Source organism: Corynebacterium tuberculostearicum (assembly GCF_016894265.1).
Taxonomy (GTDB): Bacteria; Actinomycetota; Actinomycetes; order Mycobacteriales; family Mycobacteriaceae; genus Corynebacterium; species Corynebacterium tuberculostearicum_D.
This window is the reverse complement of the sequence record NZ_CP069791.1, coordinates 638,997-656,080: the sequence shown is the minus strand read 5'-3', so window position 1 is coordinate 656,080 and position 17,084 is coordinate 638,997. Positions and strand designations below refer to the sequence as shown.

The 17,084-nt window shown below is 61.1% G+C and carries 15 protein-coding genes; 7 read left to right on the top strand and 8 right to left on the bottom strand.

Annotated elements, in window-relative coordinates; genetic code table 11:
• Positions 1-80 precede the first annotated feature (80 nt).
• Complete coding sequence (locus I6J28_RS03340) at positions 81-1,979, top strand: N-acetylmuramoyl-L-alanine amidase (protein WP_204610774.1); 1,899 nt, start codon at positions 81-83, stop codon at positions 1,977-1,979.
• Here I6J28_RS03340 and I6J28_RS03335 read toward each other — a convergent pair.
• The 6 genes from I6J28_RS03335 to serS all read right to left on the bottom strand — a co-directional run bounded on the left by I6J28_RS03335 (position 1,976) and on the right by serS (position 10,061).
• A complete protein-coding gene (locus I6J28_RS03335) occupies positions 1,976-2,806 on the bottom strand; it encodes a Cof-type HAD-IIB family hydrolase (protein WP_005327047.1) in 831 nt (276 codons plus the stop codon). The two genes, I6J28_RS03340 and I6J28_RS03335, sit on opposite strands and share 4 nt — an antisense overlap.
• A gap of 22 nt (positions 2,807-2,828) precedes the next feature.
• Positions 2,829-4,376 (bottom strand): glycerol kinase GlpK, encoded by a 1,548-nt coding sequence (gene glpK / locus I6J28_RS03330; protein ID WP_204610773.1) that lies wholly within the window; start codon positions 4,374-4,376, stop codon positions 2,829-2,831.
• A 28-nt stretch (positions 4,377-4,404) separates the two neighbouring features.
• Complete coding sequence (locus I6J28_RS03325) at positions 4,405-5,142, bottom strand: MIP/aquaporin family protein (protein WP_204610772.1); 738 nt, start codon at positions 5,140-5,142, stop codon at positions 4,405-4,407.
• Positions 5,143-5,145: 3 nt separating this feature from the next.
• Entirely contained in the window at positions 5,146-6,870 is a 1,725-nt protein-coding gene (locus I6J28_RS03320; protein ID WP_204610771.1) for a glycerol-3-phosphate dehydrogenase/oxidase, read from the bottom strand.
• Positions 6,871-7,167: 297 nt separating this feature from the next.
• Positions 7,168-8,703: a lysophospholipid acyltransferase family protein gene (locus tag I6J28_RS03315; protein WP_239454649.1), complete on the bottom strand. Its 1,536-nt coding sequence runs from the start codon at positions 8,701-8,703 to the stop codon at positions 7,168-7,170.
• 101 nt (positions 8,704-8,804) lie between these two features.
• Complete coding sequence (serS, locus tag I6J28_RS03310; RefSeq protein ID WP_150850412.1) at positions 8,805-10,061, bottom strand: serine--tRNA ligase; 1,257 nt, start codon at positions 10,059-10,061, stop codon at positions 8,805-8,807.
• Positions 10,062-10,126: 65 nt separating this feature from the next.
• On the opposite strand from serS, the gene I6J28_RS03305 reads away from it, so the two are divergent.
• Genes I6J28_RS03305 through I6J28_RS03295 form a run of 3 tightly spaced genes read left to right on the top strand, consistent with a single transcriptional unit; the run spans position 10,127 to position 12,333 of the window.
• Positions 10,127-10,876, top strand: a complete 750-nt coding sequence (locus I6J28_RS03305; RefSeq protein ID WP_005325388.1) for a GntR family transcriptional regulator — start codon at positions 10,127-10,129, stop codon at positions 10,874-10,876.
• A 36-nt stretch (positions 10,877-10,912) separates the two neighbouring features.
• On the top strand, positions 10,913-11,986 hold the full coding sequence (locus I6J28_RS03300) for a septum formation family protein (protein WP_204610769.1): 1,074 nt from the start codon (positions 10,913-10,915) through the stop codon (positions 11,984-11,986).
• Positions 11,986-12,333, top strand: a complete 348-nt coding sequence (locus I6J28_RS03295; protein WP_204610768.1) for a metallopeptidase family protein — start codon at positions 11,986-11,988, stop codon at positions 12,331-12,333. The genes I6J28_RS03300 and I6J28_RS03295 overlap by 1 nt, the downstream gene beginning before the upstream one ends.
• Here I6J28_RS03295 and I6J28_RS03290 read toward each other — a convergent pair.
• Positions 12,330-12,983: a histidine phosphatase family protein gene (locus I6J28_RS03290; RefSeq protein WP_204610766.1), complete on the bottom strand. Its 654-nt coding sequence runs from the start codon at positions 12,981-12,983 to the stop codon at positions 12,330-12,332. The two genes, I6J28_RS03295 and I6J28_RS03290, sit on opposite strands and share 4 nt — an antisense overlap.
• Before the next feature lie 9 nt (positions 12,984-12,992).
• Positions 12,993-13,889, bottom strand: a complete 897-nt coding sequence (gene pheA, locus I6J28_RS03285) for a prephenate dehydratase (RefSeq protein ID WP_204610765.1) — start codon at positions 13,887-13,889, stop codon at positions 12,993-12,995.
• Positions 13,890-13,922: 33 nt separating this feature from the next.
• On the opposite strand from pheA, the gene I6J28_RS03280 reads away from it, so the two are divergent.
• The 3 genes from I6J28_RS03280 to I6J28_RS03270 all read left to right on the top strand — a co-directional run bounded on the left by I6J28_RS03280 (position 13,923) and on the right by I6J28_RS03270 (position 17,061).
• The gene (locus I6J28_RS03280; RefSeq protein WP_204610764.1) at positions 13,923-15,059 is read left to right on the top strand and encodes an amidase; all 1,137 of its coding nucleotides are present in this window, start codon (positions 13,923-13,925) and stop codon (positions 15,057-15,059) included.
• Positions 15,056-15,754, top strand: a complete 699-nt coding sequence (locus tag I6J28_RS03275) for a CPBP family intramembrane glutamic endopeptidase (RefSeq protein ID WP_204610763.1) — start codon at positions 15,056-15,058, stop codon at positions 15,752-15,754. Before I6J28_RS03280 ends, I6J28_RS03275 begins: the two co-directional genes overlap by 4 nt.
• Positions 15,755-15,816: 62 nt before the next feature.
• Complete coding sequence (locus I6J28_RS03270) at positions 15,817-17,061, top strand: LCP family protein (protein ID WP_204610762.1); 1,245 nt, start codon at positions 15,817-15,819, stop codon at positions 17,059-17,061.
• Positions 17,062-17,084: the final 23 nt, after the last annotated feature.

Sequence of the window (17,084 nt, the reverse complement as noted above, 5' to 3'; positions counted from 1 at the left end):
AAGTCACAAACGTACCATCACTATCAACTCTTAACTTTTGGCAACCGTTTTTACAGCTGCACAACCCTAGGGAGATAACAGTGCAACAACGACGTCGACTAGTACCCACCAGGTCAAAATGGTCCACCCCCGTCATCGCGGCGGTCACCTCCATCGCGCTCGCCGTGACGGCCGCATTCGGCGGACAGCAAGTTCTCAAGACCCAAGACTCCGGCAACGGCGGCCCCATTGAGGTCAAAAATTCCTCCTCTAGCTTCAGTGACGGCGAATCCATCGTCGTCGATGACCCAGCCGTAGCCGCTCAGGGCGACGGCGAAAGCCGCCGCGCGGTCAAGCAGTTCCACCGCGACGAAACCTTCAATATGTTCGCCGTCACCTGGGAAGGCAAGCGAGATATCAACTCCTTCGTCCGCTCCAAGCAGCAGGACGGTTCCTGGAGCGAGTGGCTGCCCATGGATGCAATGAATTACACCGAGGGCAAGAACGGCACCGAACTCATCTTCGTGGGCGATACCAACGATGTGCAGGTTTCCATGGCCAACGTTGACCTCGTGACTGGTTCTAACCTGGATAAGAAGGAAGACTCCCTCCTAGACAAGGCCGCCAAGGGCGCTGATGCCAACCGCCCCGCGCCGCTTGCGTACAACGTCGGCGATATCTCCCCCGTGGCCGATGAGCGCACCCAGGTTGCGGATCTCGACGCCGTGTTTATCGACGGCAACGCCCAAGAAGGCGAAGCCATCGAGCCCACCGCAGAAACCGCGGGCATGCCCAAGGTAGTCACCCGCGCTGGCTGGGGAGCAGACGAATCTAAGCGCTGCCAGCAGCCAACCTACGATGATGGCTTGAAAGCCCTGACCCTGCACCACACCGCGGGTACCAATAACTACACCCGCGCACAGGCAGCGGCACAGGTACGCGGTGCCTACGACTACCATGCGCAGACCCTGGGCTGGTGCGATATCGGATACAACGTGCTGGTGGATAAATTCGGCACCATCTACGAAGGCCGCTACGGCGGTCTGGACAAGGCCGTACAGGGCGCCCACGTGGGTGGCTTCAACTCCAATAACTGGGGCATTTCCATGATTGGCAACTACGAGACAGCAGAGCCGTCTCGTGAGATGCTCAACTCCGTGGCCGAGATTGCTGGCTGGAAGGCCGCTATTTCTGGCATCGATCCAATGGGCAAGGCCAGCTTGTACTCCGGCGGATTCAACGGCTCCAAGTTCCCTGCAGGAACCACGGCCACCGTGCCGTCCTTCGCGGGACACAATGATTTCCACTACACGGCTTGCCCGGGCCAGTACACCACGCGCCACTGGGACGAGATTCGAAAGAATACCAAGCGCAAGGCGGATGCCATCAAGTCCGGCAAGAACAGCACGGACCTGAACTGGCAAGAGTCTCCACAGCCCAATACTCCCAAGACCCCGCAACAGGTAGGTGAGGAAATCACGTCCTCGCTGGGCGACGTCGAGGTACCGGTCTCCACCATCTCCGCCCTCGCTGGAATCGCTGCCGCAGTCTTCGGCGTGCTCATCGCCAGCGACCGCGTACAAAAGCCAGACACCGATCAGCAGGTGGCGGGCAACCTGACCACCGGCGATATCCCGGAGATTGTCAATAAGGTTGTCCAGGTCTCCAGCAACGAAGGCCTGAAGGAATCTTGGACCTCCGTCCTCAACGCTTTCGGTCCAGTCCTAGGCCTGGCAGTCGGCGGCCCGGACACCACCGATGGCGGCAAGATCCTTTACCAGCTCTTCCAAAATGGCGTGGTGCTCTCCTCCAAGGAGTCCGGCACCAAGGCCCTGACGGGTGAGATTGCCAAGAAGTGGTCCGAGGGCGATAATGCCTCCAAGCTCGGCCTGCCTACCTCCAACGAGGAAAAGAATGGCAAGGAAATCCGCGTGAAGTTCCAGGGTGGCGAGATTGTCTACAACACCGAAACGGAAAAGGTAGACATCTTCACCGACTAGAACCAGCGCTCTAGCACCTTAGCGACGCCCGCCTGGTGGTTAGCCACGGTGACCGCATCCGCGGCCGCCTTAACCTCCGGGTGGGCGTTTTCCATGGCCACACCACAGCCGGCCCACGTCAGCATCTCTATATCGTTGGGCATATCCCCAAAGGCAATAGTCTCCTGCTGGGCGACGCCGGTGTGCTCCGCCAGCCATTCCACCCCGCGGCGCTTAGTCACATTGGGCGCGGCAACCTCCAAGATTCCTTCCTGCATGGAATAGGTCAGGTGCGCAAGCTCCGGATCGATGTGCGGCGCAATGAGCTCATAGAGCTCTGGGGCGGAGTAGTCCGTGTTGCGGATGAGGAACTTTACCGCCGGCTGCCCCACTAGCTCGCCCATGCTGACCACGCCGAAGCCCTCAAACAGGGCGTTTTCGGAATAGTGGCGCTCGACTACGAAGAGGTCCTCGACGGCGTCGGCAAGCGAGCCCCCTGCCCGCTCCGCGCCAAAGCCTACGGTGCCCAGTACCGTCTGGGCCACGTCCACCACTTCCGCCAACGCGGCGGGCGAAAGCTCATGGGCAGACATCACCCGATCCTCCGCGGAGTCATACAACACAGCACCGTTCGAGGTTACGCATACCGGCCGCACGGGCAGCTGCTCCAGCACCGGGGCAATCCAGCGGAACGGACGACCGGTAGAAAGCGCAAAATAGGCACCCTGTTGGACTGCCCGCGCCACGGCGTCACGATTGCGACGCGGGACGCGATGGTTGCGGTCCAGCAGGGTGCCGTCAATATCGCTCGCGATGAGGCGAGGCGCGCGGGCTGGGAAATTCTCCATACCCGCGAGTTTACGTCAGGACTTAGAAGTTCAGGTCCTCGTCCTCGTTATCCTCCCACTCCAGGGAGCGCTTAATAGCGCGCTTCCAATCGCGGTAGAGTGCCTCTACCTCTTCCTTGTCGCGCTTCGGCTTGAATACCTTCATGTCTCCGGCCTGGCTGCCCAAGACGCTGAGGTCATCCCAGAAGCCATGGTCCAGGCCTGCCGCGAAGGCAGCACCGGTGGCGGTGGTCTCGATATTCTTCGGGCGGTGTACTTCCACGCCGAGGATATCGGACTGGAACTGCATCAGCAGTTCATTCATGGTCATGCCACCATCCACGCGCAGCTCGGTAATCTCCACGCCGGAGTCCGCCACCATGGCGTCGGCAACATCGCGCGTCTGGTACGCGGTGGATTCGAGCACGGCGCGAGCCAAATGCTTGCGGTTAGCAAAGCGAGTCAGACCCACGATGACGCCGCGGGCATCCGGGCGCCAGTACGGAGCGAAGAGTCCGGAGAAGGCCGGCACGATATAAACGCCGCCGTTGTCCTTAACTTCACGCGCGAGGTTTTCGATGGACGCAGCATTGGGGATGATCTGCAGGTTATCGCGCAGCCACTGCACCAGGGAACCGCCCATGGATACAGAGCCCTCGAGGGCGTACACGGGGCGCTCGCCCTCGCGCTGGAAGCAGACGGTGGTCAGCAGGCCGTTCTCGGAGAACTTCGGGGTGGTACCCGTATTCAGCAGGAGGAACAGGCCGGTTCCGTAGGTATTTTTTGCGGAACCTGCACGGAAGCAACCCTGGCCGAACATCGCGGACTGCTGGTCACCCAGGATGGCGCGGATAGGAACGCCGGAAAGCGAGCCGCGCTCACGCACGGTACGGAAATCACCCAGGGACGGGCGAATCTCCGGCAGCATGGACATCGGGATGCCCATTTCCTTACACAATTCCTCATCCCACTCCAGCTTTTCGATGTCCATAAGCAAGGTGCGGGAGGCGTTGGTGACGTCGGTGGCGTGCAGCGCTTCGCGGCCGGCATCGCCCTCGGCGCCGCCGGTGAGGTTCCACAGCAGCCAGCTATCGATGGTGCCGAAGAGCAGGTCGCCTGCCTCAGCACGCTCGCGGGCACCTTCGACGTTATCGAGGATCCACTTCACCTTCGGTCCCGCCGGGTAGGAGTTGATGATTAGACCAGTGCGGCGGCGCCACTTTTCTGGTCCTTCCTCACCCGAGAGTTCCTTACAAATGGCGGTGGTACGGGTATCTTGCCAGACAATGGCGTTGTAGACCGGCTTGCCGGTGTGCTTATCCCACACCACGGTGGTCTCACGCTGGTTGGTGATACCTACCGAGTCAATGTCTTCCACGGTGATGTCGCCATTGGCAAGAGCCTCACCGACGGCGCGACGGGTATTGCTCCAGATTTCTTCCGGATCGTGTTCTACCCAGCCTTTTTCCGGGAAGATCTGCTCGTGCTCGAGCTGGCCAACGGCAGCCTGCTCGCCGTTGTGGTCAAAGATGATGCAGCGCGTCGACGTGGTTCCCTGGTCGATAGCGGCGACGTATTTCTTGTTAGTCATGTGTCTAGTCTCCTATACGAAGATGGAATTAGAGCGCAACGGACAACAGGCCAACGGCTACGGCCGCGACCAATGGGGCCACGATGGGGACCCAAGCATAACCCCAGTTCGCGCTGCCTTTGTCCTGGATGGGCAAGATGAATGCATAAGCAATTCGCGGGCCCAGGTCACGGACCGGATTGATGGCATAACCCGTAGGGGTACCCAGGGACAGGCCGACCGACACCACAACGAAAGCAACGGCAAAGTAGCTCATTGGGCCAAGCTCGCCGCCGGTGGGGCCGAAGGCGATGAACATCAACAGTACGCAGGTGGCGATGAACTCCGTCACCGCATTCCAGCCGTTCTTAGGATGTGCCGGCTTGGTAAAGAAGATACCGTTGGTGTCCTTATTGGCGCCGGTGACGTTTCCGGCGTCGTCGTAATTATTGGCGTCGAAAAGCTGCTTGAACGCAGCCCATGCCAGGATGGCACCCAAGATAGCGCCGAGGATCTGGCCCAGGAAGTAGTACGGGACCAGGGACCACTCGAGCGAGCCATTGACGGCCAACATTACGGTGACGGCGGGGTTGAGGTGCCCGCCCGTGGGATCGGCCACGCTCGCGCCGACGAAAACCGCCATGCCCCAACCCAGGGCGATAACGATCCAATCGGAACCGCGCGCGCCAGAGGTGCGCAGGTTTACCAGCGCACATACGCCGTTACCTAGAAGGAGCAGCAACGCAGTGCCGATAAACTCCCACAGGAATGCATCAAATCCGGTCATAACTTATACCTCGTTTTGGGTGGGTCGGGCGGATCCTGCGCGCACCAAAATGTCATTGGCCTCACGGTCAGTTACCGCAGCTTCTGCTTCAAGTTCGGCCTGCGTGTGGGCCTTGAATTGGGATACCTCGCGCTCCTTGTCGGCGTCGCTCCAGCCCAGCAGCGGTGCTACAAAATCAGCAACGGCCGGGGCGGCGTTCACACCGCGGTCACCGAACTCGATGGCGATGCGCAGGCGGCGGGACAAGATGTCTTCCAAGTGCAATGCACCCTCGTGGGTGACGGCGTAGCGGACCTCGGCCCACAAGTAGGACTCGGCACCAGGAACTGGCTCGAGCAGGGAGGCATCCTCAACTGCCGGTGCCAAAACCTCACCCAGCAGGGAGCCATAACGGCCGAGCAGGTGCTCAATGAACTTCTCGCTCAGGTTATAGCGACGAGCCAAGGATGGGACCTGGTTGGCCAAGGCATGATAGCCGGCGGCGCCCAGGATCGGGGTTTGCTCGGTGATGGACTCTGGGACCTTGGTACCCAGTTCCTTCACCGCCAGGTCCACGGCATCCTTACCGATGACGCGGTACGTGGTGTACTTACCGCCGGCGACAGAGACCATACCTGGGGCCACGCGCGCAACCGCGTGGTTGCGGGAAAGGTTGGTGGTGGAATCGGACTTGCCGGACAGCAGCGGGCGCAGTCCGGAGTAGACGCCCACGATGTCATCGCGGGTGATCTTGCGGCGAACGCGCTGGTTAACCTGGTCCAAGATGTAGTCGATATCGGACTTGGTTGGTGCCGGATCTGGCAAAGAGAGGCCCTTTTCCCAATCGGTATCGGTGGTACCGATAATCCAGTACTCGCCCCACGGGATAACGAAGAGGACGGACTTTTCGGTGACGAAGCACAGGGCTGCGTCTGCATCGAGCGCATTCTTCGGCACGACGATGTGCACGCCCTTGGAGGCGTGAACGGTGAACTTGCCCTCCACGCCGGCCATCTCTTGAATCTTGTCATTCCACACACCGGTGGCGTTGATAAAGACCTTGCCGCGCACGGTGGTCTCGCGGCCGGTGGCGGTATCGCGCACCTTGGCGCCTACGATGCGGCCGCCGCGGTCCTTGTCAAAGCCAATGACCTCGGTATTGGTACGCACGTCGGCACCGTACTCGGCGGCGGTACGCAGCACGGTCATGGTGTGGCGGGCGTCATCAACCAAGGTGTCGTAGTAGCGCACGCCGCCCACAATGGCATCGTCCTTCAGACCCGGGGTCACCTTCAGCACGCCCTTGCGGGTGAGGTGCTTTTGCATTGGCACGCTCTTCGAGCCACCCATGAGGTCATAAAGAGTAAAGCCACCGAACATCATCACGCGCTCCCATACGTGGTGGGTCAGCGGGAAGATAAACTTCAGCGGCTTCACCAGGTGGGGTGCCAGGGTGGACATGTTCAGCTCGCGCTCCTTGAGGGACTCCGCCACCAGGCGGAAGTCAAACATGGCCAGGTAGCGCAGGCCACCGTGGAACATCTTGGAGGAGCGAGAAGAGGTACCTGCGGCGAAGTCGCGCGCCTCAATGACGGCGGTCTTGAGGCCGCGGGTAGCGGCGTCCGCTGCCGCACCAGCGCCTACGGAACCGCCACCGATGATGACTACGTCGTAGTCCTCATCCGCGTACCCATTCCATAGATTTTCAAAGTATTCGGGGTTAAAGGATTGGTTGCTTTGCTGGGTCATTACTGACCGCATCTCCTTCCTTGGTGCTTGCATGTGCCTGCGCCATAAATCCATGAATGAGATGGCAAAAGCACAGCCAAAAGCAGTGAATTGTGGTTTCGGTGGAAAGTATCACACCGCGGCTGCAGAGACTTTATCTCCTGAAATCTATGTTAGGAGTCACGGACGCGAGTTACACATGTGGTTACTCACACGTAAGTTTCAGGCCCGTAAGCAGTCAGTTTTCTTAAAATACTTAGACATTCAAAAAGAAAAACCACCCCCTCGCGGGGGTGCAAAGCGGACGAAAATCCTTCGCTATTTCTGCGCTAACCGCGCCATTGCTTCAAGCACTTCGGACATTCCGGCTTTCTCGGCAGAATAAGTGACCGCCTGAGCGCCTTTGACCACCTCAATAGGGGCAGTTTCCAACGCCACCACCGGCATCCGGTCTAGGAAATCCTCATCTCCTGGCTCGTTAGCAAAAACCAGGGCCTCCTCCGGCTTAGCTTTCAGATCCTCGAGGATGCGCTCCACGCCTTGTACCGCAGTCGCGGCAGTGACGGACAGTGCATCGGTATCGAGTCGCGGCTGCACAGCGTCCTCATCAACGACAACGCTCCACACGGCTTGCGGAACTTCCACTTCACCGGCGGGTGATATCACGATCAGGACTTCGGCCGCCGGGTAGATATCTGCCAAAGCCTTGTGCAATCGCGGAGTTAGCGCGCCATCTTCCCAATTCAGCGCGCTGCTCTGCGCCACTACCACGCGGGGGATGGAAGAAAATTGCGCCTTCATGCGGTGCGGCAAGCGCGAAACGATAAGCCGGGATTGGGTGGCTGCCGCCAACAGGCCCTGCTCCGCTACGGAACCAGCCCATATCTCCTTACTGCTGGCCGTGATGGACGCTTGGGTTTGCGCCACATCCGACTTCAGCTGCGCCATGATATCCGCGACCTTATCGCGACCTTCATCCAAGCCGCGGGTTGCCTCTTCTACCACGGCGTTGAGGTTGTTCTTGATCCACTCCAGGGTCTCCGGGGCGGTCCGCGCCTCATTCTTTGGCTCCTCCCCGTCCGCTCCCTTGGCGGCGGCCATGTGGTTGCGCACCAAGTCAACCGTAGTAACCGAGACGCGTTCTTTGAGGCCCACTAGATCGTCGCGCAACCGGCGTACGCGGTGGCGCTCGGTTTCTACTTCAGCATCTCGAGCTTCTGCTTCTTCAAGGGTAGGAGCCCCTCCTCCTTTACGGGCGGGCACCCAGTATTCACCGGCAGGCATGGGTCCAAATTCGGCTTCGTACTGTTCCCATAGCCCTTCCAATGCCTCTTGCATGCGGCGTCGAATCTCCGCGGTATCAGCCTCCGCATCGCCGGTGGGATAGTACGGTTCGAGGGCGGTAATAAAGACAGGGGTCTTGGTCCGTCCCAGGTTCTTTTTGTGTCCCTTGGTCCACAGGCGCTGCGAACCAAAAATGACCTGTGGGACTACCGGCACCCCCGCCTCATAGGCAATGCGGGAGGCGCCACTTTTCATGCTGCGGATTTCAAAGCTGCGGGAAATTGTGCCTTCAGAAAACACGCCCACGAGTTCGCCGTCCTTGGCCAGCTGTACCGCTTGGCGGAAGGAGGCGCTGCCATCTATACGGTCAACTGGCACGTGATGCATGGCCTTCAACAACGGACCCGCCACCGGTGCTTTGAAGATTCCAGCCTTAGCCAAGAAGCGCACCAGACGCTTCTTGCGATAGGCCAAAAAGGCGCCGAAGAGGAAATCCATGTAGCCGGTGTGGTTGCAGACCAACACCGCGCCGCCCTTATCGGGGATATTTTCTTCCCCCGAAAGGCGCATTTTTAATCCCTGTGCCAGAGTCACCCCCCTGCCAATGTGGGTGATCTGGCGGTACAGGAAATTCGTCGCAGCGTTCATAACTCTCCAGGACGACGGCGGACTTACTGCGGGGTCAGGACATCCTTGCCCACGAACGGGCGCAGGGCCTCAGGGACAACGACGGAGCCGTCGGCCTGCTGGTGGTTTTCCAAAATGGCAACGAGCCAGCGGGTAGTCGCCAGCGTGCCGTTCAGGGTAGCTGCGGTCTGGGTCTTGCCGTTCTCGTCGCGGTAGCGGGTGGACAGGCGGCGAGCCTGGAAGGTGGTGCAGTTCGAGGTGGAGGTCAGCTCACGGTAGGTGCCTTGGGTAGGAACCCAAGCCTCATTGTCGAACTTGCGGGCCGCCGAAGAACCGAGGTCGCCACCGGCAATGTCGATGGTGCGGTAAGGCAGTTCCATGGCTGCAAGCATGTCCTTTTCCATGGACAGAAGGCGCTGGTGCATTTCTTCCGCGTCCTCCGGCTTGCAGTAGACAAACATCTCCAGCTTGTCGAATTGGTGGACGCGCAGGATGCCGCGAGTGTCCTTACCGTGGGAGCCAGCCTCACGGCGGAAGCAGGAGGACCAGCCGGCATACTGCAGCGGGCCATTGGAGAGGTCGATGATCTCATCCTTGTGGTAACCGGCAAGGGCCACCTCAGAGGTACCGACCAGGTACATATCGTCGGCCGGCAGGTAGTAAATCTCATCGGAGTGCTGGCCCAAGAAACCGGTGCCGGACATAATGTCTGGGCGAACCAGAACTGGCGGGATCATCAGCTTGAAGCCAGCTTCGCGCGCCTTCTGCGCCGCGAGCATCAGCATTCCCAGCTGCAGGAAGGCGCCATCGCCAGTGAGGTAGTAGAAACGAGCGCCGCCTACCTTGGCGCCACGCTTGACGTCGATAAGGCCGAGGGACTCACCCAACTCAAGGTGATCCTTTGGCTCGAAGTCGAACTCAGGAATCTGGCCTACTTCTTCGACCACTACGAAGTCATCTTCACCGCCGGCCGGGGCACCTTCGACCACGTTATCGAGCTTGTACTGTAGCTCTTCCACCTTGGCCTCGGCGGCAGACTGTGCCTCTTCCGCCTCCTTGACCTTGGCCTTCAGCTCATTAGAGCCCTCCAGCAGTGCCGGACGCTCCTCTGGGGAGGCTTGGCCGATCTTCTTGCCAAAAGCCTTCTGCTCGGAGCGCAGTTCGTCGGCCTTTTGGATAGCAGCGCGGCGCTGCTCATCAGCTTCCAAAAGCTGGTCTACGAGGGAGGGATCCTCACCTCGGTTCACCTGGGAAGCACGGACAACGTCGGGGTTTTCGCGGAGTAGCTTGAGATCAATCACGAATGTAAGTTTAGCGTATTGGCAACACCTTGCGGTGGTAATAACCAGCGAATTATGATGGCTTTATGTCCGCCGTTCAGCTCCCCGCCCGCACAATTACGGACGGTCCCGTTCCAAAACACACCCAATTGCACGATATCCTCGAAGAATTGTGCCGCACGACCCTCAAACCCGGCGATATCCTGCCCGGCGAGAGGCTTCTTGAAGAAACCTATGGCGTGTCACGAATCACGGTCCGCCGCGCCATCGGGGATCTTGTCGCGGCCGGAAAATTGCGCCGCGTCCGCGGTAAGGGCACCTTCGTAGCGCCCAATCCCCTTGTCTCCCGGCTCCACCTGGCCTCATTCTCGGACGAGATGGGCGCACAAGACGTCACCGCCTCCTCCAAAATCCTTACCAGCGGACGCAGCAGCGCCCCGGAGGATGCCGCCCTCTTTTTTGATACTCCTGCCCAAACCGAACATATTCACCTGCGCCGCCTGCGCTTGGGCGATGGCGAGCCCTACTCCATTGATGACGGCTGGTATAACTCCACGTATGCGCCCAGCCTGCTAGAAAATGACACCTACAATTCGGTCTACGCCATCCTCGACTCCGTCTTTAACGTCCCCATTACCGATGCGGATCAAACGGTCTCGGCGATTTCCGCCGATGCGGACACTGCCCCGCTTCTCGACGTCCCCGTGGGCACCCCACTGCTGCACATCGTGCGCTACTCCCGCTCGGGCGATAGGCCGGTGGAGTGGTGTTCCTCCGTCTACCGCACCGACCGCTACCGCCTGACTACCCGGGTGGCTAGGGAGAACAGTATCTAGCCAGCACCCTGCTTAAAAGGTAAGATTAAAGGCCTTATGAAGAAATCACCTGCGTGGCGTTCCGCTGTGGCCGTCCAGATTGTCTTGATTGCGGCAATCGCGGCGGCCGTTTTCATGGGCATCTATGGCGTTATCAGCTCCCACAAATCGGGCGGCGAAGACACTACCGCTGCCCAGCAGCACAATAGCGGGGATACTTCAGAAACCGCCGCTCCTAAACCGGAGCCCTTCACCGCTGCGGCCGCCGGCGCTTGCTTGACGTGGGACATCGCCCAGGATGGCTCCGCCACCGGGTTCAAGGAAGTACCGTGCTCCGATCAGCACCGCTTCGAGGTTTCCAAGACCGAAGACCTCAGCGTCTACCCCACCAGCGAATTCGGCCCTGATGCCACCCGCCCAGCGCTTACCCGCCAACACCAATTGCGCGATGAGCTGTGCGAATCCGCCACTGTGGGCTACCTGCACGGTAAATGGGATCCGAATGGCAAGTACGATGTGGCGTCCATTCTGCCGCCGCAGTCCGCCTGGGATCGCGGCGACCGCACCTTGCTGTGCGGCCTGCAAACCACCGATGATCACGGCGTACCGCAGCTTACTACCGGCAACGTCGAGGCCTCCGAGCAGGCTAACCTCGCCAAGCCGGGCGAATGCTTGGCCATCGATGACAAGCAGGTTCCGCACGTCGTCGACTGCGCCAAGCCCCACCAAATGGAGACCGTTTCCGTCATCGATGTGGGCAAGCAGTTCCCTGACGGTTACCCGGACGGCAAGGATATGGACAAGTTCCTATCCGATACGTGTACCGCCGCCACCGAGGACTACCTTGGCGGCGAGGAGCAGCTCTACCAGTCCACGCTGCAACCATTCTGGGGCTCTATCACCGAGGCCTCGTGGAACGGCGGCACCAAGTCCGTCAATTGCTCCCTTGTGCACGCCCGCGAAGGCGGCGGTTTCTCTGCCATCACTGGTTCCGCTACCGGTGGCCGCCAGGCGCTGACTATCGACGGCCAACCGCCGGAGGAACGCCCTGAGCGCAATCCACTGCGTGAGAGCAAGGACAATAATCCGGCACCCGAGTCCGCCGCCCCCGCACCGGCCCCAGCGCCCTAATGGTGGAGGTATCGGAAGAGCGCTTCGATGAGATGGTCAACGAGGCGCTCGATCAAGTCCCCGAGGAATTCGTGCGCCGCATGCGCAACCTCGTCATCTTGGTCGAAGATGAAAATCCCGATAACCCTATGTTGCTAGGGCTCTACGAGGGCGTCGCACTGCCTCACCGCACTTTCGATCACGCCGGATTCCTGCCCGATGCGATCTTCATTTACCGCAACACGCTGCAGCGCTGGTCCGGCAGCGAGGAAGAATTGGCAGAGCAGGTTAAGGTCACCGTATTCCACGAACTCGGCCATTACTTTGGCCTCGAAGAAGAGGAGCTGCACCGCTTGGGCTGGGGCTAGAGCTCCGTATCCGCCCACTGGGTTAACGTCCACTCACCAAAGTCCTTGCCGTGCGGTTCCATCACCATAAAGCGGCAATTGGCCAGGTAGCCGGTATAGGCAAAGTCGGCATCAACACCCGTGGCGTGTTTGGTGACCACGCGGATAGCGGCACCGTGGCTGACGAGAATGACATCGTGGTCGTCGGCAAGCTGCTTCGCAATGCCCTCCAGCACCGGCTGGTAGCGCGCCAACACATCATCCAAGGTCTCGCCGCCTTCCATCCCAGCGCCGCGCTCGCCATCGCACCAGCCACGCATGGCCACCATGTGCGACCGATGGGCATCTTCGCTACCGTCCATCTCCCAGTCACCGGCGAAAATTTCGTGCACGCCGGAGATTACGTCAACGCGCTGAGAGAATTCCGGCATACCGCGCTCCTGCTCAAAGGCGCGTGCCGCCAGCATCGCGGTCTGCTGAGCGCGCAGGGCAATGGAGCATTTAAATTCCACCTCGCGCTCGCCCACCAACTGCGCTAGCTCCCGGCCTACCTCCGTGGCTTGGTCGCGGCCGCGCTCGGTAAGCTCTGCCCCGGGCGGGCGAGTATCGAGGAAGCGGGAAATATTGGAATAGGTCTGGCCGTGACGCAGCAGGATAATTCTTCCGGGCATGCTTCTAGATTATTGGCCCCTGCGCGCCCGCGCTACCCAGTCATCCGCCGCTGCCAGATCGCGCGGTGGCTTGCCCGCAGGGGTTGCCGCCGGCCAGGAGCCGAGGAAAAGCAGGTCCTCTGCCCGCAACCACAAGGCCCGCAGCGCCTCCGCCACCGGCTGATCGTCAATGTGCCCGATAAGGTCCACGTAGAAGCGGTACGTGCCAAAGGCCTCTCGCGTGGGGCGCGACTCAATCCGGGACAGGTCCACCCCGCGGTGCGCAAAGTCCTGCAACGCCCCCACCAGGCTGCCCGGTTCATTTGGCAGGGTGAAGATGACGCTGGTGCGGTCCTGGCCAGTCCTTGCAGTTGGTTTTCCCGGACGCCCCACCAGGACAAAGCGCGTTGCGGCGCCCTCAACATCTGCCACGCCCTGGGCGATGGTTTCCAGCCCAAAGATCTCGGCGGCCCGCGCCGGCGCTGCGGCCGCATCCGCTTCCCCATGGGCTACAGCCTCGGCCGCAGCGGCATTGGAACTGGCCGGCACGAACTCTACCTTCGGCAGATTGTCTTTTACCCAGCCGCGAATTTGCTGGAACGCCACCGGGTGGGTGCTCAGCCGCGCAATGTCGCCCGCGCCTTGCCGGGTCATGATGTTAAAAGCCACGGGGATATCCACCTCGCGGTAAATCTGCACCGGTTCGGCTTCAACGAGTGCATCAAAGGTGGTGGTGACCGCGCCGTCGACGGAATTTTCAATGGCTACGCAGGCGTACTCGGCTTGCCCGGCGCGCACGGCGGCCACGGCCTCCGAAGGCGAGCCAACCGGCATGGTCTCTACCTGCGGCAGGTGCGCGGCAAACTTATGCACGGCCGCTTCCGTAAAGGTGCCGGCCGGCCCCAGGAAGGCGATGGTGGTAGTCATGCACGTCACCTTAGCCCACTAGACTGGTGCCCCATGGACTTTTCCGTAGAACAACTCCGCGCGGATCTGCACGGCCTTACCCCCGAGGAGCACGGTTTCACCTACCTGAATGTAGACCGCGAGCCCTCCGGCCGAGGCCGGCTGAGCGGCTGGGTCCTCTCCGCTAAGGATCTCTGCGATGTCCGCGGCATGCCTACTACCTTGGGAAATGTCGATCGCACCTACTACCCCGAGCGCAGCGATGCCTTTATTGAGGCCTTGGAGAAGCAGGGTGCGCACATCATCGGTAAGTCCTCCACCCCGGAGTTGGGTCTGCGCGTAGATACGGAACCAGTAGGCCTGCCCCATCCCGATAATCCCCTCTTTCCCGGCTGCACTCCGGGTGGTTCCTCGGGCGGTGCGGCGGTACAGGTCGCGCGGGGGTTGCTGCGCGCGGCGCACGCCAGCGATGGCGGCGGTTCCATCCGGGTGCCGGCCGCGGCCTGCGGCGTGGTGGGCTTTAAACCGGCAGGAAAAGAACTGGGTGTGCAGGGCTTTATCACCCGGACCGTGGCCGATAATGCCTTTCTGCATGGCCACCGCATGATCACCCCGCGCGCCCGCATCGGCCTGCTGGTAGAGCCCCTGTTTTGTGATGCCAGCGTCGATGCCCACCATCTGCGCGCCACCCGCGAGGCCGCCCAACGCCTACAGGCAGCCGGCTTCACCGTGGTGCCCATTTCCCCGTATCCGCAGGCCCGGGCCACCTTTGCGCATTTCCGCACGACCTTTACCTCCCGCTTGGCGGGGCTCAACCCGGCGGCAGGCTACGCCGAGTGGATTGCTCAGCAGGGCCGGCGCGTAAGCGCCGCTGAGCTGGCCGCGGCGCGGGCGCATGTCCGGCAGCTGCCCGACTTGCTGGCCCAGGAATGGGGCGTCGATGCCATCCTCACCCCGATGCTCACCACGGACCCGCCGCGTATTGGTTCGTTCCTGTCCTTGCCCCATGCGGAGAATTTCGCAGCCCAGACCCGGTGGTCTCCGTGGGGTTCCCTCTTCAACATGGCCCGCCTGCCAGCCATTTCCGTGCCATGGGCCGTTCCCAATCACCCGCCGGTGGGCGTACACCTGGGAGGCATTACGCTTTCCGACGCCGCCCTCCTCGGCCTCGCCCACATCCTGCACCCATGACCAAATCCTTACGCACCGAGCTGCTCATCGTCCTCACCCTCACTTTTGGTATTTCCGGGGTGCGGGCGGTATTAAACCTCGTCAATTCCTTGGCCTCCCCGCAGCGCCTCAACGAGCAATCGGTCACGCTCAATTCCAGCCAATCCTCTCTTGCCTGGGTGGATATGGGACTGCAGCTGTGCTCGGCCGCCGTGCTCTTTTCCTATGGAGCCTTAGCGCTTTTCCTGCTGGCCAAGGACCGCTTTGTGCCCCGTGCCCACCGCGCCCGCGACTGGCTAGAAGGAGCAGGGCTTGCCGCCCTCATTGGCATCCCGGGGCTCGCCCTGTATGTCGCGGCGGTGCACTTGGGGTGGAGCAAGGAGGTCATCCCCGGCGACTTCGCCAATGCTTGGGTGGAAATCCCCGTTTCCCTCCTCAAGGCCGGCGCCAACGCCTTCGCGGAGGAAACCGTGGTGGTGATGTGGCTGATGACGCGTTTGCGCCAGGCCCGCTGGTCGCTGCCAGCCACGCTGGCCGCAAGCTCCATCCTGCGCGGTTCTTATCACCTCTACCAGGGAGTTTCCGCTGGCTTTGGCAATATCATCATGGGTTTAATCTACGGCTACTACTACCACCGCACGGGGCGGGTATGGCCGCTGGTCATAGCGCATTTTCTTATCGACGCCGTCGCTTTCGTGGGTTATTCCTTCCTGTGAAAATGCCTGTAGGGGACGTCGCGAAGCAGGCGTTGCTCCCTGCTCCTTGTAAGGTATAGCGCATGACTGAATCAGGACGAGATCCGCATAGGGAGGCCCGCCGCGCCGGCGACGATGCCTCCACTGAATTCGTCCTTGGGGCCGATGGACGTCCCCTCAAGGATCGATACGGCCGCCCCATTCGACGCCGTTCCTCCGCCCGCCCGGCGCCGCGGCGCGTGGAACCCGAGCAACAATCCTTCCGCGCTCCGCAACCACAGCGGCAGCAACAGCCCCCGCGTCGCACTCCGCCGCCAACACCGAGCCGCTACCCCAGCCAGTACCGCGCACAGCAGCGCCCGCCTCGTCGCACCGAACCGCGCCCGGCGCCCCGGCAGCGCCCGCATAGCCGGCGCAAAAAGGTCAATCCGGCCAAGCGTGCCCTCGGCTGCGTTGGCTTGGCGCTCGTTGTCCTGCTGGTATTCAACCTCGTCTTCATGTTCTGGACCGATGCCCGCCTCACCCGCGTGGAGGCGCTGCCAGAAGAACAAGTGTCTAATACCGCCGGCACCAATTGGTTGCTCGTCGGTTCCGATTCCCGCCAAGGACTCAGCGAGGAACAGCAGGCGGAGCTAGGCACCGGTGGAGATGTGGGCGAGGGCCGCACCGATACCATCATGCTGCTGCACATCCCTCGCACCGGCAAGGCCAAGCTCGTTTCCATCCCACGCGATAGCTACGTGGAAGTCCCCGGTTTTGGCATGGACAAGATCAATGCCGCCTTTACCTACGGTGGACCGCAGCTCCTTGCCCAAACCGTTGAGGGCACGACCGGTTTGCACATCGACCACTATGCCGAGATCGGCATGGGTGGCCTAGCCAATGTGGTCGACTCCGTCGGCGGCGTAGACGTGTGCGTAAAGGAACCCATCAATGACCCGCTGGCCGGCATTGATCTCCAAGATGGCTGCCAGAAGCTCAAGGGCCGCGACGCCCTCGGTTACGTGCGCACTCGTGCTACCGCCATGGGTGACCTTGACCGCGTGCAGCGACAGCGCGAATTCTTCTCCGCCCTACTGGATAAGGTTGCTTCCCCAGCCACCCTGATTAACCCATTCCGCGCCTTCTCCTTGGTCAACCACACCGCCTCCTCGTTCATCGTGGACGAGGGCGACCACGTCTGGCACCTCGCCCGCGTGGCACTGGCCATGGGCTCCGGTGTAGACACTGAAACCGTCCCCATCGGCGGTTTCCAAGATACCGAGGTTGGCAACGTCGTCCTCTGGGACGATGAAGCAGCCGCCGGGTTGTGGGATTCTCTCAAATAGCGATTAAAAAATGGCCCTTCCTC